Raw genomic sequence first — 17962 nt, 5'->3', positions numbered from 1 at the left:
CACACCAGCCTCACTCACACCACGCTCGGGCGGTCCGGGTTGGTGACGTCGGCGTCGGCGGTGTCGAGCCGCTCGAACAGGGCGTCGGCGCCGTCGCGTCCGATGGCGGACATCTCCGCGGTGGTGATCGGCACGGCCTGCAGGCGCGTGAGCAGGGGGCCGGTGCCATCGAGGCCGCCGGTCTCGTCGACCACCTGCAGGTCGGGCCACAGGAACGGCGGCGTGAGGACCAGGTGCTCGCACGTGCGGCCGGGATCGACCAGCCCGACCGCGTTGGGGATCACCGCGCCGGGCGCCACGTGGATGGAACCGGTGGCCACCGCGAGCGCGCACGCGTCCAGGACGTCGGCCATGGCGCGGTGACCGGTGCGGCCGACGGTGACGAACTCGGAGCGGATCTGTCGCCCCTCGGGCGTGGTGACGTTGGTGGGGAGCTCGCGGGCGCCCACGGTGGCGTAGGTGGAGAAGCCGGGCGCGGGAACGTCGTCGACGACGACGATGTCGCAATGCCACTCCGTGGTCTGACCCTCCTCATCCGGCTCGGTCTCGTGCGGATAGCGCAGGACGCGGACCGATTCCTTGTGGCCGAGGATGCCCTCGAGGCCGGAGAGATCGGCCGTGTCCGGGCCGGGGAGGTTGTTCTCGTTACTCATGCAAGGGCTCGCAGTCGCGGTTCGAGGTCGGTGCGGAACAGGTCGAGGAAGCGTTTCTGGTCGTGGCCGGGGGCGTGAAAGACCAGGTGGTTCAGGCCCGCGTCGACGTATTTTTTGACCTGCTCGACGGCCTCGTCGGGGTCCGAGGCGACGATCCACCGCTTGGCGACCTGCTCGATCGGCAACTCATCCGCGAGGCGCTCCATCTCGCGCGGGGAGTCCACCGAGTGCTTCTGCTCCGGTGTCAACGACAGCGGGGCCCAGAAGCGGCAGTTCTCCAACGCGGCGGCCGGGTCGGGGTCGTAGCTGATCTTGATCTCGATCATCCGGTCGATCTGCGAGGAGTCGCGCTGGTTGATTCCCGCGCCCTCCTCGACGGCCGGGAGCAACTTGTCGGTGTACAGCTCCATCCCCTTGCCGGAGGTGCAGATGAACCCGTCGCCCACCCGGCCGGCGTACTTGGCCACCACCGGACCACCCGCGGCGACGTAGACAGGCACGCCACCCTCGGGCACGTCATAGAGGAACGCGTCCTTGGTCGAGTAGTAGTCGCCCTCGAAGCTCGTCGTCTCGCCGGTCCACAGTGCGCGCATCAGCCGGACCGACTCGCGCAGTCGGGCGAACCGTTCTTTGAACTCCGGCCATTCGCCCTGGTGGCCGGTGGCGATCTCATTGAGCGCCTCACCCGTGCCCACACCGAGGAAGATGCGGCCCGGGTACAGGCACGCCATCGTCGCGAACGCCTGCGCCAACACCGCCGGGTTGTAGCGGAACGTCGGGGTGAGCACCGAGGTGCCGAGCTGCAGCCGCTCGGTGCGCTCGCCCACCGCCGTCATCCACGCCAACGAGAACGGCGCGTGACCGCCGTCGTGACGCCAGGGCTGGAAATGATCCGACACCGTCGCCGAATCCATCCCCGCCTGCTCCGCCATCACGGCGAACTCCACCAGATCACGCGGACCGAACTGCTCGGCCGACGCCTTGTAACCGAGCTTCAGGGACGGGGTGTCGGGCATCGGCTTCTCCTGCAGGTAGGCATGTGACCAGATTCACCTCTGGCGCGCGCGGGGCACGGGGCCGAGTATGCCAACAGGGCCGGGCAGGGGTGCACGTGTTGACAAGCGCCACCCCTGCGACGCGTTGAGCTCGATAAGCAGGACGCCGCATTCCGATTCAGACTCACAGCCACGGCCAGTGTCATCCGCGTTCCCCGATAGTCAGGAACACCATCCCCAGCGACGCCCAGCAGGGGCTTGCGGCGCTCGCGATCTGGCTGGGCAGCAGCGACCCCGGCGCAGCGTGGGCCACCTTCACCTCGGACGACCCCGCCGCGCACGGCTGGCGCTGGGCCGCCATCAACCAGGAGACCGGCACCGTGGTCTACATCCGCTGACGGCCGGTCGACACGCCACAACCAGAGTGATATCGGACACACCCGGGGGTGCTGTAACGATGCTTCGGCCGGGAGCCATAAACTAGTTGAAACGGCGATCACTGCGGCCCCGCCCGCACCAGAGCCCCCTCCTCTGGACCGATCTCCACCAGACGGCCCTTCGGAGGAGTCATGCGCATCCGGCACGCGGCGACCACGCTGGTCGCACTCGGTGCCGCCTCCGTCTGCGCACTCGGCGCGACGATGATCGTCCAGGACCGCGACGAGCAGACCCGCGAGTCCGAACTGCGCAGCTCGGCGTGGTCCGTCCAGGCGTCCACCGACTTCGGTACGACCTGGACCGCGCCCATCTCCTCCTACGGCGGCCACTTCCCCGTCCGCGTGGACACAGCCGGCCTGCGCAACCGCTCCGCCTATCAGCCTTTGACACTGCGCACCACCGTCGACTCCCGGTCCGAGGCCCACGTCGACATCGGCGAGGGCGCCCTCGTCGAAGGCGACCCCGAGACCGCGTCCCATGTACGGGTCCGGGCCGTCTCGGCCCGCGGCGGAGCATGCGCCGCGCCGACGTTCGATCTCGATTCGCCGAGCATCCTCGCCGGCGACAGTGACCGCCCGGTGCCACTCGACGCGCCCACCGTCGACGAACCACTGGTCCTGCCCGGCGCCACCCGCACCACGCCCGGATCCCCGGTCACCGTGTGTCTCGAGCTGAGTATGGACGCGGCCGCCCCGGCCACCGACTCGATGCTCACGCTGGCCTGGCCGGTCGACATCGCCCGCGGCGACGCCGACTCCTAGCCGGCCCGGCGCAGGGCCCCGGCCCGGCCCGGCCGAGCGCAGCCACCACCCCACCGCGCCCCGGCCCCCGGGACGCTCAGCGGCGCCCGGCGGCCTCGGCATAAATCCGCGCATGGGCCGCGATGACGCTCGTCGGATCAGCGCCCTCGACCCGCGGCGGGACGGCCCGGGGATTCTCCAACGCCGCCCGCACCGCCACCGCCACCGCGGACGGATCGTGGGGATCGTAGACCTCCCCGGAGTGATCGCCCGGATCGCAACGGTCGAACCACTGCTCCCGCAGGCACCCCACCGCCGGGAACACCGGCGACACGCCCAGGTCGCGGCACAACTCCAACCAGGTGGAATGGGTGGCGAACCGGTACGGCAACACGCACACGTCGAGCGCGGCGAACTCGGGCAGCAACGGCGCCAGGTCCAACGACTCGTACCGCACCAACCGCACCGACTCCCAGCCGCCCTCGGCCGCCAGCTCCGCCACCAGATGGTGCCCGCCGGCCTCGCGGTCCTCGCCGCACGCGTCGCGCCACGCCTGCGCCTCCACCACGATCCGCAGGTGCGCGCCCCGCCGCCCGTGGGCGACGGGCGCCAGCTGGTCCAGCAGCTCCGGGCCGTCGATGTTCTCGCCCATCCGCTCCAGCAACACCCCCACCACCACCGGATCGCCGGGACCGCGTAGGTGCTTGCCGGCGCGGATGGCGGAGGAGACCTCGTCCTCGTCCAGCAGCCGCGGGTGCGGCACGACCACCGGTTCGACGCCCCACCGCACCCACAGTTCGTGCGCCGCCACCTCGGTCAGCGTGACCACGGCAGCGGCGGCCTCGACCAGTGTGCCGGTGTGATCCCGGTGCGGGAGTTCGTCCTCATGGGACGGGTAGACGATGTCGTGGACGGTGAGCACCATCGGCACACCGGCCCGCGCCAGGTGCTCCACCACCCCGTCCACGCTCTCGGGCTCCAGGTAGTCGTACCCGAAGTGCACGTGCGCCAGGTCGACGCCGCCCAGCGGGTCCCCGTCGCGCTGAATCTCGCCCGACGCCTCATGTCCGGGATCGAACTCCGCGGGAGTCACCGCATCGGGCGGGGTCTGCCCGTTCACCACCCCGGGCCGGACGGGCACCAGCTCCACATGGCCCAGCCCGTCCAGGCCGGTGATCCGGCGAACCGCGGGGTGGGCGGCGGGCAGGACCGCTACCCGGGTCCGGGAATGTTCACCCCGATCAGACATACGATCAATCTAGACCGTCACCCCAGACCGCGACGCAGGTCCTCGATGAGGTCTCCGGCGAACTCGAGCCCCACCGACAGTCGGACCACGTTGTCGCCGATGCCCACCGCGGCGCGGGCCTCCGGCTCCATGGACGCGTGGGTAGTGGTCGCGGGATGGGTCACCAGCGTCTTGGCGTCGCCGAGGTTGTTGGAGATGTCGATGACCTCGAGCGAGTTGAGCAGGGCGAAACACTCCTTCTTGCCGCGGCCGCCCTCGTCGTCGTCGTACTTCAACCCGAACGTCACCACCGACCCGCCGCCCGACATCTGCGCCCGCGCCAACTCGTACTGGGGGTGCGACTCGAGCATCGGGTATGTCACCCGCTCCACGGCCGGGTGCGACTCCAGGAACCGCGCCACCTCCAGCGCGTTGGCACTCATCCGCTCGACGCGCAGGCTCATGGTCTCCAGGCCCTTGAGCAGGACCCACGCGTTGAACGCGCTCATCCCGAACCCGGCGTGGCGCATGAGGTTTTGCACCGGCCCGGAGATGTACTCCTCGGTGCCCAGCACGGCGCCGCCGAGCACGCGGCCCTGGCCGTCGATGTGCTTGGTGGTGGAGTACACGACGATGTCCGCGCCCAGCTCGAGCGGCTTCTGGTGCAGGACGGTGGCGAAGACGTTGTCCACCACGACCTGCGCGCCGGCGGCGTGGGCGAGATCGCACACCGCGCGAACGTCGACCAGCTCCTGCATGGGGTTGGAGGGGGTCTCAAAGAAGACTGCGTCGGTGGGCTCGCTGAGCGCCTCGCGCCACTGGTCGAGGTCGGCGCCGTCGACGAACACCGTCTCCACACCCCACCGCGGCAGGATTTCGGCACAGATCACGTAACAGGAGCCGAACAGCGCGCGCGAGGCCACCAGGCGCGACCCGTTCCCACACAGCGCGGCCAGGGCCACGAATACCGCGGACATGCCGGAGGAGGTGGCAAAGCACGCCTCGGCGCCCTCGATCTGCCGCAGCCGCTCCTGGAACATCGCGACCGTCGGGTTGCCGTAGCGGGAGTAGACGAACCGCTGCTTCTCGCCGTTGAACGACGCCTCGGCCGCCTCCGCGGACTCGTAGACGTAGCCGGAGTTGAGGAACATCGGCTCTGTGGTCTCCTCGAAGCCGGTGCGCATCTGCCCGGCCCGCACGCCCAGGGTGTCGGGGTGGAGACCGTCGGGGAGCTCGTTGTTTCTCATCGCTGCTTTCTTGTGTGTGGTGCGTGGGTGATGCGGCGGGGCGAGGGGCGTACGGGCGTGGCGGGCTGGCCGTGGTGGCCCGGTCAGGACTGGCGCCAGGCCAGGCCCGCGACCTTCCACCCGTTGACGGTGCCGCGGTGTCCGGCGGCGTCCGGGTCGCCCTCGAACCCCTCGGCCACGTTGTAGGCGGTGCGGTATCCGGCGGCGGTGGCCAGGCTCGCGGCGGCGGCGGACCGGCCACCACTGCGGCACAGGAACAACACCGGTGTCTCCGCGGCGACACCGGCCTCGCCGAGGTGCTCGACGAACCGCTCGTTGGGCTGGCCCGCCGAGGTCATCCACTCGATGCCCAGCGTGCGCTTGCCCAGCTCGGACAGATCGGCGCCGCCGACCCACTGCCACTCGGCGCTGGTACGGACGTCCACCAGGACCGCGTCGGGATCGGAGGCGAGCAGATCCCAGGCCTGGCGGGGCGATAGGTCCCCGGCGTAGTCGCTCATGGGTGTCGATTATGCTCCCCCGACGGCAGATCGACTGGGTCGAGGTACCCCGCTCGCCTTTCTGTGCGACGATCGCGGACATGACGCCTGTCACAGATTCCCCGTTCCGGGTGGCCGTAGTGGGGTCCGGCCCGGCGGGGGTGTACGCCAGCGAGGCCCTGCTGGACTGGAGTGACAACCGGGATCCCTCCGGACGCGGGATCGTGGTGGACCTCATCGACCGGCTCCCGGTCCCCTACGGTCTGCTGCGGCACGGCGTGGCCCCCGATCACCCCCGGATCAAGGGCATCGCCCGCACGCTGGAGGGGATCGCCGCCGATCCGCGCATCCGGTTCCTCGGCAACGTCGAGTTCGGCAACGACCTCACCGCAGACGACGTGCACCGCTTCTACCACGCGGTCGTCTTCTCCACCGGCGCGCTCGCGGACCGTCGGCTCGGCATCCCGGGCGAGGACCTCGAGGGCTCGTACGGGGCCGCCGAGTTCGTGACCTGGTACGACGGCCACCCGGATGCGCACCCCGAGTGGGCGCTGACCGCGGAGCGCGCGGCCGTGGTGGGCGTGGGCAACGTCGCCCTGGACGTGGCGCGCATGTTGGTGCGCAGCCCCGAGCAGCTCGAGCCCACCGACATCCCCGAGCACGTCCGCACCGGGTTCGGCACCAACACGACCCGGGTGGTGTCGGTGATCGGCCGCCGCGGCCCCGTGCACGCCAAGTTCACTCCCCTGGAGCTGCGGGAGATGGCCAAGGTGGAGGGCGTCACGATCGTGGTGGACCCGGCCGACCTGGAGTACGACGACGACGAGGCTCGCACCCTCCGCGACAGCGATCGCCGGGTCGGGCAGGTGTGCACGCAACTCGAGAAATGGGCCGGGGCACAGCGTGAGGCCGGTCTGGGGACGGCGGATGAGGCCGAGGCCGCCGCCCTCGCGGCCGGCGAACGGGTGGTGCGGTTCCGCTTCCACCGGTCCCCGGTCGAGATCCTGGGTTCCGACGGCCGGGTGTCCGGGCTGCGCCTGGAGGTGACCGAGCCGGCCGGTGCCGGCGGGCGGGTCCGCAGCAGCGGCCGGACGGAGGACCTGCAGGTCGAGGCGGTCTATCGCGCGGTCGGCTACCGCTCGTCCGCCCTGGAGGGAGTGCCCTTCGACCACGACTCGGCGACCATCCCCAACGACTCCGGCCGGATCCTCGACTCGCCGGGCGGGGAGCACCTGCCGGGTCTGTTCACCGCGGGCTGGGTCAAGCGCGGGCCCTCCGGGGTGATCGGCACCAACCGTTCCTGCGCGGTGGAGACCGTGGGGCAGCTGGCCACCGAGCTCGAGTCCGGCGCCCTGCCCGAGCCCGCCGAGCCGGACCCGCAGGCCGTGCGCGACCTGCTCACCGACCGCGGCGTGGACCTCGTCGACGGCGACGCCTGGCTGGAGATCGACGCCCACGAGCGTGGGCTCGGCGAGGCGGCGGGCCGCGAACGCACCAAGCTGCCGGGCCGCGCGGAGATGCTGGAGGTCGCTCGCGCCTCCCGTTCCACCAGCCGCTGACCCTTCCCTCCCCTGTCGGATCCGCTCCACCGCGAGCCTCTGAGAAATCCGCTACTCGGATTCCCGATCCGCTACCCGAATCCGGGTAGCGGATCCGGAGACGGGGTAGCGGATTGTGCCGGGGTGGTTTTTCCGGCCGGGGCGGTCGATGCGGGGCGCTGTCGGTGTCGGGGATGCGGGGCGCTGCCGGTGTCCTGAATGTGGGGCGCTATCGCTATCGGGGTCAGTCCGTCTCCGCGACGAGCCGGCCGATCTCGTCCAGTGACACCGTGCCCGGGTCGAAGTAGCGGGAGTGCGCGCTGCGCACAGAGTCGGCGCCCGAGCCAGGCTCGGTGACGTCCACCGCGAGCCCGCCGAACTCCCCGGTGCCCGGCCGTCCGCCGAGCACGCCGGTGACCGACCACCACGGCACCGGATCCCAGCGCGAGGCGACTCCCACCACCTCGTCCTGTCCCGCCCCACGCGCGACGCCGGCTTCGTCGACCCGTTGCACGGCGATCGAGTCGACACCCGCGCCGGGACTGCCGACGTGGATCATCCGGTCGGCTGCCAGCCCCAGCGGGTCCGCGGCGGCCACCCCCAGGACCACGGACCCGTAGCTGTACCCCACCGCGGCGTGGGGGGCATCGTCGCCGTCCCTCCGCTCGACCGCGTCCAGGCCCGCCGCGAACGTCCGCAGGTCTGCGGCATGCGCTCGCGCGGGTGCCGTCGAGGAGCCGGCGGCCGTGACGTCGGCGGGCGCGTCGTAGCCCTGCCACGACACCGCGACGCAGGACTCGACAGCCGCACCGGGTGCGGAGTCGGCTGCACCGGGATTCGAGCCGGCCCCGTCGAGGCCCGAGGCGGCCGCCTCGCACACCGCCTCCGCCCGGCCGGCGGTACGAGCGAGCGTCTCCAGCGACGACCCCGTTCCCGGGATGAGCGTGACCACCCGGTCGGCGGTGTCGGGATCGGCGCTCGCGACCACCGCGCGACCGTCCGGGTGCAGGTCGAGCAGATGCCGTCGCGGGTCCGCCTCGAGATGCGCGGCCAACGCCGACAGGGCCGGCGCGACACCGTCGAGCCCGTCTCCGCCGGCGCCGGTATCGGCCGCGTCGAGCAGTCGGCGCAATCGGGTCCGGTTGATCGCATCCCGCGTGGCCGATGACAAGCCGTCCACCGAGCCCAGCTCAGGGTGGTCTCGGGCCAGCCTGGCCCGATCGGCGGGTCCCAGCCCGTGCCACAGTTCGGCGACAGCGCGGGGATCGTCGTCGGTCGATCCTGACAGGTCGATGCATGGCCGCGTCGCCGGGTCCGTGTACCCGGCGAGATGGTCGGCGGCTTCCCACAGGCGCATCGCCAGACCGCGATCCGCCTCCTCCACAGCCACAGCGTCCCCGGTGCCGGGCGCGGTGAGTTCGTCGTCGCTCCAGTTGATCACCGCCCGCGCCAGCCGTGCCCCCTCGGCCCGCAGGACGTCGGCCACGTAGAGGCAGTTGCCGGAGAGCATCCTGGCCTCGGCGGCCGCATCCGCAGCGCGGCTGCGCGCCCGGGCCCCCGCCTGACCGGACCAGCCACCCTCGTCGACGCCAGCACCGACCACCGCGCCGCCGTCCGCCACACCTCCGACCACCGCGCCGCCCAGCCGGCGGGCGACCGTTTCGAGGTCCTCGGCCGACTCGGCGATCCGCCGGCCCACCGCCGCCGCCCGCGATTCGGCGTGGTCGATCGCCACCACCAGCGCCTCAGCCCGCTGCCCCGGCGACACCGCGGGCCACCTCCTCATCCGCCTCCACGAGGAGTCCGGCCGCCCGTGCCATCGCCTGCGCGATCCGCTGGCTGTCCGCCTCGTGGTCTCGGGAGCGCCGGGCGAGCAGGGCCGCGCACTCGGCCAGCGCGGGACCGGTGAGCAGCGCCCCCGCGCCTCCCGCCGCCATGCCGGCAGCCGCCGCCGAGGCCTCCGCCAGCGCCGAGACCAGGCCCGCAGCACTGTCGACCGGGACCGCGCCCGCCTCGCGGACACGGGCCGCTTCGGCAGTCACCGCCACCTGTTCGAACGCCAGCAGCATCTCACCGAAAGCCCCCTGCCCCGCCATGACCCACGCTCCCCTCCGGCCCGGATGTGGCGGGCCGCTCGGGAATCACGCTAGGGGCGGCACGCGTCGGGACGGAGTTCACGACGAGGGCCTGTGGATGGGGTCGACGACCATTCACAGGAAGGTCAGTCGAGGTCGGACTGTTCCTCGTAGCGACTGCCGTACATCCTCGCGAGGACGACTCCGGTGCCGACGAACGCCACGATCAGCGGGCCGGCCAGCCACAGACCCGGCAACCGGCCGTCGTCGGTCTGCGCGGCCCCGGTGATCCCCGCCTGGACGCCGATGAGGGTCACCAGCATCACGGCCGTGATCAGCCACAGGTCCTCACGCATGAGCCGCTCGAACCGGCGCAGCCGTGGGCCCGTCGCGGTCCACCACTGCTTGTTGGGGACGTTGATCGACGACGGCCACCGCAGGACCATCAACGACATCAGCGGGAGTGGCAGCGCGAACAGCAGCGGCCCGAGCACAGAGAACGCGAGCGCGCCGCTCTTGCTCGACCAGCCGTCCGGTTCACCGCCCGAGCCGAAGTGCGTGGGCACCCGCTCCGGCAGGACTGTCGCCTGCCAGGCCAGCACGCCCAGCCAGACGGCCACCAGTCCGGTGATCAGCACCGTGATCCACCGCGCGGTGGGCTCGCGGGGCAGTTCGCGCGCGTCGTCCGCCGGGGACCTCGTCGTCGTCATCTGTCGGACCCCCGCGATCTGTCGGACCCCCGCGCCATACTCGCGGCCATGACGACCCTCCGCACCTACCTCACCACCGTCACACGCGAGGCGGCCTCACGCGCGCGCTCGCGGGCGATCTCGACATCCTCGGCGGTCGCGACGGCCACGCCCATCCGGCGGAACTCACTGGCGGACGGCTTGCCGAACAGGCGGACATCGGCCTCCGGCACGGCGAGCGCGCGGGCGACACCGGCGAAGCCGACGCCCTCGACGGTCCCGTCGCCCTCGGTGCCGTCCGCCGCGATCCCCGTGCCGCCGTAGATCACCGCGGACGCGCCCGGACTGGCCATGGTGGTGACCACCGGCAGACCGAGGACGGCGCGCGCGTGCATCTCGAACTCACTGAGCACCTGGCTGCGCAACGTCACGAGGCCGGTGTCGTGGGGACGGGGGCTGACCTCGGAGAAGTACACGTCGACGCCCTTGACGAACAGCTCCACGCCGAACACTCCGACCCCGCCGAGCGCGCCCGTCACCCGCGCCGCCACCGACCGCGCCGAGTCGTAGGCGTCGCGGGTCATGGCCTGCGGCTGCCACGACTCGACGTAGTCGCCGCGCTCCTGGCGGTGGCCGATCGGCTCGCAGAAGTCGGTGCGGATCTGCCCCGTCTCCGGGTCGACGCTGCGGACGGTGAGCAGGGTGATCTCGTACTCGAAGTCGACGAACGACTCCACGATCACGCGCGCCCCAGCGACGCGGGCACCGGACTGCGCGTAGTCCCACGCCGTTTCCACGTCCTCGGGACCGTGGAGGGACGACTGTCCCTTGCCTGACGACGACATGGTGGGCTTGACCAGGCACGGGAACCCGATCCGGGAGCACGCCTCCCGCAGCTCCTCCAGCGAGGAGGCGAACGCGAAGCGGCTCGTGGGCAGGCCCAGCTCCTCGGCGGCGAGGCGGCGGATGCCCTCGCGGTCCATCGTCAGCTGCACGGCGCGGGCGGTGGGCGCGACGCGGGCGAGGCCGTCCTGTTCGATCCGCGCGAGCGCGGCGGTGGCGATGGCCTCGATCTCCGGCAGGATCACCTCGGGCCTCTCCAGCTCGACGACCCGGCACACCTCGTCGGCGTCGGTCATGTCGATGGTGTGACTGCGGTGCGCGACCTGGTGGGCGGGAGCGCCAGCGTACCGGTCCACCGCGATGACCTCGACGCCCAGACGCTGCAGCGCGATCGTCACCTCCTTGCCCAGCTCGCCCGAGCCGAGCAACATCACGCGGGTCGCGGTCGGCGCACCCGGCGTGCCGAAGCGGTCCACGACGGGCGGGGCGAGGGGATCGTGAGCGGCGGTCATATCGTCCACGCTAGTAGACCTGCGACGACGGCCGAAGTGCGGCTGAACAGACTATCGGGCCCGGCACCGTGAGGTGCCGGGCCCGACCGGTCGAACATTGTGGTGCGTTGCGATCACTCCGCCGGTTCAAGCGGGGGGAGGTCGTCGGTGTCGTCTCCACCGCTGCCGGCCTCGCTGAACCCGGAACTCATGAACGAGCTGCCCTCGCCCTCTCCGTCCTCCGAGCTGGCCGCAGCGAGCGAACCGAGGACGTTAGCGCCCATCTCGACGCTGCCGCCGCTGATGCTGCCGGCCCCGATTGAACCGCCGGGAAGCGTGTCGTTGAGCTGGTCAGCAACGACCTGCGGATCGACGCCGAAGTACGTGTCGAGACCGGGATCCTCTTCACCCTCCTCGACTACTGTTTCGCAGAGGATCACAGCAGCGGCAGGCGAGTCCGGAGCGGTTGCCTCCCACTGGACGGTTGCTCCCGGCGCCACCGGAAGTCCGTTGTACACACCGAAGAACATGACCCCGAATTGCCACTCACCCAGCATCTGGAGAATGCCGCCGTTACTGTTCACCGGTTCGAGGTAGCCGGGCAGTTCACTGTCACGGGTAGCCGGCACCTCGACGGCATCCTCGCCTTCGCCCTCGGTAGCCACAGTCAGCAGAGAGACCCCACCAACCGCGTCGATGTCGTTGAGCACCTCACCTGCCGCACCCAGATCACTGGTATCGATGCTGTTGGGATCGATCCCCGCCTCCGCGATGGTGCTGTACGGCAAAGTGAAACCGAGGCAATCCTGCAATTCCCCGGTCTCGTTCGTGTACGTGACCGTAGGACCACCCTCCGCGTTCCCGGACACTGTCACCGGTCCATTCAGGGCGGCGGCAGCGAGTTCAAGGCTGGCGGCTGTGTCGCCGAGATCGATCGAACTGCTGGATAGCGAGCCCGTCGACTCGTCATCCTGGGCGGAGGCGATGCCGGCACCCGCGAAGGTGGTTCCGGCAGCGAGGGCGACGGCCGATGCTCCGGCCAGGAATCGGTTACGAACGAACATGAATGCTCCTTGCAGTGAGGGAAAGTCACCGCATCGAGGACCGCGGTGACACTCGCAGACGCTCCGATGAACGCCTTGCCTGAGCGTGTCATAAATCACACCGACAACGGTCGTAAGCAGCGCAAACTTTAGGGTTCTATAACTAGATGTCAACTTTCTTATCATCACTGGCCACAGGCGCAACAGCATTGCCGGCCACCTGATTCAAGCCCACTCGGCCGTAGGCGATAATGTGTGTCCAAAGCCACACGAAAGGGCACTTCTGTGACCAGTTCCTCCACCGGCCCCCTGGCCGGCATCCGCGTCGTCGAACTCAACGGCATCGGCCCCGGGCCTCACGCCTGCATGATGCTGGCGGACCTCGGCGCCGACGTCGTGACCGTCATGCGCCCCGGGGAGCTCGATACCCAGGTCGGCGGTTGGGCGCACATCACCCGCCGCGGCCGGACCGTTGTCGAGGCCAACCTCAAGAGCGACGAGGGCCTGTCGCAGGTGCGAGGCCTCGTCGCCAAGGCGGACGTGCTGGTCGAGGGCTACCGGCCCGGGGTCACTGAGCGCATGGGCCTGGGCCCCGAGGAGTGCCTCGAGCTCAACCCGCGCCTGGTCTACGCCCGGATGACCGGCTGGGGTCAGCACGGCCCGCTCGCACACACCGCCGGCCACGACCTCAACTACATCTCCCTGACCGGCCATCTCAACGCCACCGCCCGCAAGGGCGAGCGCCCCGTGCCGCCGCTCAACCTCGTCGGTGACTTCGGCGGCGGTTCGATGTTCCTCATCCAGGGCATCCTCGCAGCGATCGTCGAGCGCGCCACCTCGGGCAAGGGCCAGGTCATCGACGCCGCCATGACCGACGGCGCCTCGGTGCTGGGCCAGTTCCAGTGGGCGATGCGCGCCCGCGGCCAGTGGTCCGACGTCGCCGGGACCAACATGCTCGACACCGGGTACCCGTTCTACGACGTCTACACCTGCTCCGACGGCAAGTACATGGCCGTCGGGTGCCTCGAGCCGCAGTTCTACGCCGAGTTCGCCCGACTGTTGGGCATCGACGGCGAGGGGATGCCCGGCCAGTTCGACATGGACCGCTGGGAGGAGTTGCGCGAGATCATCGCCGGGAAGTTCGCCGAGAAGACCCGTGACGAGTGGGCCGAGCTGTTCTACGGCACCGACGCCTGCACCACGCCGGTGCTGACCTACACCGAGGCGCTGGACCACCCCCACAACGTCGCGAGGGAGACCTTCGTCGAGGTTGCCGGTGACCCCGGGCCCGCTCCGGCACCCCGCTTCTCCCGCACCCCGGCCCCCGCCGTTCCGGCGGAGCCGCCGCGCGAGGCCACCGCTATCGATCAGGTGTGGGCCTGACCTGTGGTCGATTCGATAACACTGTCGGACCCGGGCGCCGCAGGGGATGCTTCCCGCGGCCCCGGGGGCGCCCGCGTCGCCGGCACGGTCCTGGCAGTCAATCCGGCCTCCGCCGAACCACCTTTCCGCCAGCTCAAGAGCCAGATTGTCGAGGCCGTCAATAACGGTCAACTTACCACGGGCACCCGGTTGCCTCCGGTCCGCACCCTTGCCGCCGAGGTCGGTGTCGCGACCGCCACGGCCGCCAAGGTCTATCGCGAATTGGAGGAGGCCGGGGTCCTCGAGGGCCGGGGCCGCTCGGGGACCTTCGTCGCCGCTGCCGACCTGCCCGCCGCCGTGCTGGCCCGAGCCGCCGAGGAGTTCGCGAAGCGCGCGGTCGGCGCGGGCTTCGACGTCGATGAGGCCGTGGCTGCCGTCCGCAACGTCTTCAACCGACTGCGTTGAAGCCCCTCCGACCAACAGCGGACTAATTGCGCTTGAGGCTGCGGCTGAAGCTCAGCCACTGTGAACGTCGCTGACGCGCTGCAATTACGGGTTGCGATACAACGTGACCTTCAGCCGGACCGTGACGAGCGTTCATCTTGCCTACATAAACGGTGGAGTCGGCCGCTGAGTAGGTCACTCCGTACCAGGTGAGTGGGTGAGACATCAGCCACGATGGTGAAGGCATGATCACCGACCACAGGGGCTGCGGACCGCGGGTCCCTCGCCGAGAAGGTGGGGGCCCGCGGCCGTCAGCTATGTCAGCTGAGTCAGTTGTTCGCGCCGATGGAGCCGAACACGTCGATCGCCTCGAGCAACTCAGCGATCATCTCGGACACATCCATCCCGGTGCCCGGGGTGTCGCTGTCGTCGTCACCGTCGTCGTCACCAGCAGATTCGAACGTGGCGGTCTCGATCTCGAAGTGGTCGCCGGCGATTCCCACCAGGACGTTGCCATCAAGTTCGACGTCCAGACAGAAGCTCACCGCGTGGGGCTCGGTTTCGGTCGTACCGGGGCCCGTCACCGGCAGCGTGCTGACCGGCCCATTGGTGCCGGCCAGAGAGACGAACCACCCCGAGTCCCCTCCTTCCGCTGTCGACGGGAGCCAGGTCACGTCAGTGGCGACCAGCCCCTCCTTATCGATTCTGCTCAGCTGCCCATCCACGTAGTCCTGGGACCCCAGGAATACCGTGCAGTAGAGGTCCACTCCCGAGCGGTTGTCGTAGGAATAATGGAAGCCCCCCTCGGGTAGCGGGGACGGAAGAATCGTCAGTGTGCTCGGGCTGTCGACTATCGGGGCTGGGAGAAGGTCCGTCGGGTCGTCGTCGCCGTCGTCGAGGCCGGTCTGGCTGATTTCCACCTCGGTATAGGTGTTCTCGCCTGCGTACAGCGAGCAGAACGATACGCCCACGGGGTCGAAGGAATCGTCCGTGAGGATGCCCGCGGGTTCAACGTTCTCCGGATTCGCCGAGAGCGCCATCGAGGCACCATTGTCGATCCCTCCACCGTAGGTGCCGACGGTTCCGGCCCGGGTTGCATCCTCGAGCGCCGCCCGGAGATCTCCGTTGAGCACGCTGGACGAAGCCGGATCACTTTCAACGGCAGAGAATATCTCGCCGATCAGCGTGGGCTCCCCGACCAGCGCCACGCAGTGGAGACCACGACCCGACTCATTCTTGTACTGGACCGTCGTCTCGGTGCCGCGCCCGGTCACAGTGAGGACGCTAGGGCTGTCAAGGACGGCGACGCCTCCGGATCCCGGTGGGTAGGGGGCGGACAGCTCCACTTCTTGGTAATCGGCGCTCGAACACTGAGTGACGGCCACAGGCCATTCACCCGAGAAGTCATACTCGCTCGAGAAGTCTGCCACGACCGGGCCGGCCCCCTCGGCCGACACCGCGAATAGAGTGCCGACCACTAGCTTATCGTCCTGCGCTTCATCGAGCATCTCGACGAGATAGTCGGGAAACGGAGCACCCACCTCACCGAATGCAAAGTGATCGAAGAGGCCTGCCGCCACCTCCTCTGTCGTAAAGAAGGCCAGGCAGTTCAAATCCTGTCCCGACTGGTTGTCGTACGACAAGAGCAGCTCACCGGCACCGTCGATCTCGACCTCGAGCACACTCGGACCGTCAACGACCCGCTCGACCGGAGCTGCCGATGCCGAACCGGCAACACCGACCAGGGTCGTACCCCCGAGTACCGCTGAGGCCGCTAGAACTCCGAGCCGTGTGGATAATCGCATGGTCCCTCCGAGTTTCTTGGCCCACAGGGCCTGCCAGTGGAAGTCCTCCGACCCCCGGACCAACCATGTCAACGGAGAAGCGAACGGCGCTGTCCCCCGAACGCACGATGTACATAACGAACTGGCATCTTTTCGCATCAGCTGCCACTTCAGTCTGCTTCGCCCCACCTGCGGCGGTGGTTCGATGTTCCCCATCCAGAACATTCTCGCCGCGATCATCGAGCGCTCCGCGTCCGGCAAGGAACAGGTCATCGACGCCGCCACGACCGACGACGCCTCGATGCTGGGACGGCTCCGGTGGACCATGCGCGCCCGCGGCGCTGCGTTGACCCGGGCCGCAGAGGAGTTCGCCGAGTGGTCGTCGGGCGCCGGCTTCGGGCTCGAGGAGGCCGTGGACGCGGTGCGCAACGCGTTCAAGATCCTGGGCTGATGGCCCGGCCACCAGCGAACGCACGCGCAACGCCCCGCCATCGTTCGCGGTGGCGGGGCGTTGTGCTCAGGTGCTCCGGTTATCAGCTACCGAGCGAACCCATGTCGAGCGATCCGAAGAGGCCGCCGGACTCGTAGGCGAAGGCGATCTCGTCACCACAGTCTGCGGCCGCTCCCGCTCGGAAGTCCTCTGCGGGGCCATAGCTGCCGATACCGGACCACGTCACGGTTTCACCAGCGGGAACAGTGGCAAAAGCAAGGGCATTCTGCCCCAACACGTTAGCGGCCTCCCGCTCTGTCGCGACTGCAGCGTTCGCTTCGTCGAAGGAGGTCTCATCATCGATCCCGTTCTCGATGGCGGAGATCACCTCGGCATTCGAAACACCGATGGTGCAGGTCAGCGCACCGTCCGTGTTGTTGGTGATCTCACCGGCGACGCCCTCCATGTCACCCGCGACAGTCAGCGTGACCGCGTCGGGCTCGGACGACCCCAGCGAACCCAGCGACTGGGCCTGGGCGACCCCCGCGCCGCCAAGAACTGCAGCGGCACCGAGCGCTGCGGTGGAAATGGATGCACCAAGCTTGGTGGAAAGACGCATGGTTGAATCCCCCTTGCGTTGTGAAACCGCGGCCGAATCTCGGCCGCGCCCCCCGCTTGTAACCGCATTAACACCTGCTGTGAACCAGCTTGACACCTTAGACTTATGATTCCTATTTTATGTCGGGCGGCGGCGCCGGAGGAGTTTCGTGTCCCGCCAACGCTCCCACCGTCGCCCATTCACTCTCGGGCGCGTAACCGAGCCCCGGCGGGTCGCGCGCCGGGGCTCGGTTCGTCGAGGGTCGAGACTCGCTCCCAGCTCGCCCGGCTCAGCTCGCCGACCCGAGGGCCCGTTCGATCGACCCGAAAAGCCCCTCAGACGGTAGTTCGCCCGCGTCAGCGTCCTCTACCGCATGTTCGATCTCGACGTAGGTGGTCTCGGCAACCATCCCGGAGCCATCGACGCCGTCGAAACACACCACCACCCCCCCGGCGCGCCCGCCCTCCGGAAGTGACTCGCCCAACGTTGCGCTCCAGTTCACGGCCTCCCCGTCATCGACGAAGTTGAGGATCGGCGAGTCAACCGGGAGGGCGAGTTCACCCTCGACGCTGCCCTCCATACCGCTCAGCATCGAATCGATGTACTCGTCGAGCATCTCGTCGGATGGCACCTCATCACCCTCCGCGACCTGGTCGAGGACGTACGATCTCACCAACTCCCTGATGGTCAGCCCGTCGTCTCCGGAGACGAACGCCACGTGCCCGTTCTCCACGGCGAGGTCCAGGTCGTCCTGGAGGTCGGGATCCAGCGCTGTCGGATCACCCCACTCCTCGCCGTCCGGATCGGAACTGAAGTCGGCGCTCCGATACGACTCGTAGACCGCCAGCGAGAGTTCTTCGGGCAGCACCAGCCCGAAGCACACGA

The 17962-nt window shown here is 69.5% G+C and carries 18 protein-coding genes; 5 read left to right on the top strand and 13 right to left on the bottom strand.

All coding sequences use genetic code 11. From position 1 onward, the window contains the following. Window positions 1-14: 14 nt before the first annotated feature. The gene (locus Q2K20_RS01800; protein WP_256820956.1) at window positions 15-653 is read right to left on the bottom strand and encodes a suppressor of fused domain protein; all 639 of its coding nucleotides are present in this window, start codon (window positions 651-653) and stop codon (window positions 15-17) included. Then, window positions 650-1669, bottom strand: a complete 1020-nt coding sequence (gene fgd, locus Q2K20_RS01795) for a glucose-6-phosphate dehydrogenase (coenzyme-F420) (RefSeq protein WP_317176574.1) — start codon at window positions 1667-1669, stop codon at window positions 650-652. The genes Q2K20_RS01800 and fgd overlap by 4 nt, the downstream gene beginning before the upstream one ends. A gap of 548 nt (window positions 1670-2217) precedes the next feature. Here fgd and Q2K20_RS01790 point away from each other — a divergent pair. Beyond that, entirely contained in the window at window positions 2218-2847 is a 630-nt protein-coding gene (locus Q2K20_RS01790; protein ID WP_259820668.1) for a hypothetical protein, read from the top strand. Between the two features lie 76 nt (window positions 2848-2923). Here Q2K20_RS01790 and Q2K20_RS01785 read toward each other — a convergent pair whose 3' ends face one another. From Q2K20_RS01785 to Q2K20_RS01775, 3 genes are read right to left on the bottom strand one after another with little or no spacing between them, the layout of a single operon-like run. Continuing rightward, a complete protein-coding gene (locus tag Q2K20_RS01785; RefSeq protein WP_259820666.1) occupies window positions 2924-4075 on the bottom strand; it encodes a hypothetical protein in 1152 nt (383 codons plus the stop codon). A 17-nt stretch (window positions 4076-4092) separates the two neighbouring features. Then, on the bottom strand, window positions 4093-5421 hold the full coding sequence (locus tag Q2K20_RS01780) for an O-succinylhomoserine sulfhydrylase (protein ID WP_259820665.1): 1329 nt from the start codon (window positions 5419-5421) through the stop codon (window positions 4093-4095). Further along, window positions 5385-5801 (bottom strand): rhodanese-like domain-containing protein, encoded by a 417-nt coding sequence (locus Q2K20_RS01775; RefSeq protein WP_067719351.1) that lies wholly within the window; start codon window positions 5799-5801, stop codon window positions 5385-5387. The genes Q2K20_RS01780 and Q2K20_RS01775 overlap by 37 nt, the downstream gene beginning before the upstream one ends. An 80-nt stretch (window positions 5802-5881) precedes the next feature. Between Q2K20_RS01775 and Q2K20_RS01770 the strand changes: the two genes are divergently transcribed. Next, the gene (locus tag Q2K20_RS01770) at window positions 5882-7339 is read left to right on the top strand and encodes an FAD-dependent oxidoreductase (protein WP_317176573.1); all 1458 of its coding nucleotides are present in this window, start codon (window positions 5882-5884) and stop codon (window positions 7337-7339) included. Between the two features lie 223 nt (window positions 7340-7562). Here the strand turns inward: Q2K20_RS01770 and Q2K20_RS01765 are convergent, their stop codons facing one another. From Q2K20_RS01765 to Q2K20_RS01745, 5 genes are all read right to left on the bottom strand, one after another. Continuing rightward, the gene (locus Q2K20_RS01765) at window positions 7563-9086 is read right to left on the bottom strand and encodes an alpha/beta hydrolase (protein ID WP_269503630.1); all 1524 of its coding nucleotides are present in this window, start codon (window positions 9084-9086) and stop codon (window positions 7563-7565) included. Continuing rightward, window positions 9064-9414, bottom strand: a complete 351-nt coding sequence (locus Q2K20_RS01760) for a hypothetical protein (RefSeq protein WP_317176572.1) — start codon at window positions 9412-9414, stop codon at window positions 9064-9066. Before Q2K20_RS01760 ends, Q2K20_RS01765 begins: the two co-directional genes overlap by 23 nt. Window positions 9415-9539: 125 nt before the next feature. Next, window positions 9540-10103, bottom strand: a complete 564-nt coding sequence (locus Q2K20_RS01755) for a DUF1648 domain-containing protein (protein ID WP_067719360.1) — start codon at window positions 10101-10103, stop codon at window positions 9540-9542. Window positions 10104-10168: 65 nt separating this feature from the next. Next, entirely contained in the window at window positions 10169-11437 is a 1269-nt protein-coding gene (gene purT, locus Q2K20_RS01750; RefSeq protein ID WP_317176571.1) for a formate-dependent phosphoribosylglycinamide formyltransferase, read from the bottom strand. A 113-nt stretch (window positions 11438-11550) separates the two neighbouring features. Further along, window positions 11551-12480 (bottom strand): hypothetical protein, encoded by a 930-nt coding sequence (locus tag Q2K20_RS01745; RefSeq protein ID WP_317176570.1) that lies wholly within the window; start codon window positions 12478-12480, stop codon window positions 11551-11553. A 264-nt stretch (window positions 12481-12744) separates the two neighbouring features. Here Q2K20_RS01745 and Q2K20_RS01740 point away from each other — a divergent pair, with 264 nt between their 5' ends. Together Q2K20_RS01740 and Q2K20_RS01735 are read left to right on the top strand one after the other, a co-directional pair. Continuing rightward, window positions 12745-13842 (top strand): CaiB/BaiF CoA-transferase family protein, encoded by a 1098-nt coding sequence (locus Q2K20_RS01740; protein WP_317176569.1) that lies wholly within the window; start codon window positions 12745-12747, stop codon window positions 13840-13842. 3 nt (window positions 13843-13845) lie between these two features. Continuing rightward, on the top strand, window positions 13846-14286 hold the full coding sequence (locus Q2K20_RS01735; protein WP_317176568.1) for a GntR family transcriptional regulator: 441 nt from the start codon (window positions 13846-13848) through the stop codon (window positions 14284-14286). Window positions 14287-14594: 308 nt separating this feature from the next. On the opposite strand, the gene Q2K20_RS01730 is transcribed toward Q2K20_RS01735, so the two are convergent. Further along, window positions 14595-15947 (bottom strand): hypothetical protein, encoded by a 1353-nt coding sequence (locus Q2K20_RS01730; RefSeq protein ID WP_317176567.1) that lies wholly within the window; start codon window positions 15945-15947, stop codon window positions 14595-14597. Window positions 15948-16254: 307 nt separating this feature from the next. On the opposite strand from Q2K20_RS01730, the gene Q2K20_RS01725 reads away from it, so the two are divergent. Further along, window positions 16255-16500: a hypothetical protein gene (locus Q2K20_RS01725; protein WP_240341380.1), complete on the top strand. Its 246-nt coding sequence runs from the start codon at window positions 16255-16257 to the stop codon at window positions 16498-16500. An 82-nt stretch (window positions 16501-16582) separates the two neighbouring features. Here the strand turns inward: Q2K20_RS01725 and Q2K20_RS01720 are convergent, their stop codons facing one another. Together Q2K20_RS01720 and Q2K20_RS01715 are read right to left on the bottom strand one after the other, a co-directional pair. Continuing rightward, window positions 16583-17098, bottom strand: a complete 516-nt coding sequence (locus Q2K20_RS01720; RefSeq protein WP_317176566.1) for a hypothetical protein — start codon at window positions 17096-17098, stop codon at window positions 16583-16585. 268 nt (window positions 17099-17366) lie between these two features. Beyond that, window positions 17367-17945: a hypothetical protein gene (locus tag Q2K20_RS01715; RefSeq protein ID WP_317176565.1), complete on the bottom strand. Its 579-nt coding sequence runs from the start codon at window positions 17943-17945 to the stop codon at window positions 17367-17369. Window positions 17946-17962: the final 17 nt, after the last annotated feature.

This window comes from Dietzia sp. IN118, from assembly GCF_032905965.1.
In the GTDB taxonomy this organism is placed as follows: domain Bacteria; phylum Actinomycetota; class Actinomycetes; order Mycobacteriales; family Mycobacteriaceae; genus Dietzia; species Dietzia kunjamensis.
Note: the sequence above shows the minus strand (reverse complement) of the source record. Positions and strands in the feature narration are given on the sequence as shown.

Bases quoted from the DNA above. Each gene is read 5' to 3' on its own strand.
- Q2K20_RS01800 (WP_256820956.1), bottom strand. From the start codon at position 653: ATGAGTAACGAGAACAACCTCCCCGGCCCGGACACGGCCGATCTCTCC.
- fgd (WP_317176574.1), bottom strand. From the start codon at position 1,669: ATGCCCGACACCCCGTCCCTGAAGCTCGGTTACAAGGCGTCGGCCGAG.
- Q2K20_RS01790 (WP_259820668.1), top strand. From the start codon at position 2,218: ATGCGCATCCGGCACGCGGCGACCACGCTGGTCGCACTCGGTGCCGCC.
- Q2K20_RS01785 (WP_259820666.1), bottom strand. From the start codon at position 4,075: ATGTCTGATCGGGGTGAACATTCCCGGACCCGGGTAGCGGTCCTGCCC.
- Q2K20_RS01775 (WP_067719351.1), bottom strand. From the start codon at position 5,801: ATGAGCGACTACGCCGGGGACCTATCGCCCCGCCAGGCCTGGGATCTG.
- Q2K20_RS01770 (WP_317176573.1), top strand. From the start codon at position 5,882: ATGACGCCTGTCACAGATTCCCCGTTCCGGGTGGCCGTAGTGGGGTCC.
- Q2K20_RS01760 (WP_317176572.1), bottom strand. From the start codon at position 9,414: ATGGCGGGGCAGGGGGCTTTCGGTGAGATGCTGCTGGCGTTCGAACAG.
- Q2K20_RS01755 (WP_067719360.1), bottom strand. From the start codon at position 10,103: ATGACGACGACGAGGTCCCCGGCGGACGACGCGCGCGAACTGCCCCGC.
- purT (WP_317176571.1), bottom strand. From the start codon at position 11,437: ATGACCGCCGCTCACGATCCCCTCGCCCCGCCCGTCGTGGACCGCTTC.
- Q2K20_RS01745 (WP_317176570.1), bottom strand. From the start codon at position 12,480: ATGTTCGTTCGTAACCGATTCCTGGCCGGAGCATCGGCCGTCGCCCTC.
- Q2K20_RS01725 (WP_240341380.1), top strand. From the start codon at position 16,255: ATGTTCCCCATCCAGAACATTCTCGCCGCGATCATCGAGCGCTCCGCG.
- Q2K20_RS01720 (WP_317176566.1), bottom strand. From the start codon at position 17,098: ATGCGTCTTTCCACCAAGCTTGGTGCATCCATTTCCACCGCAGCGCTC.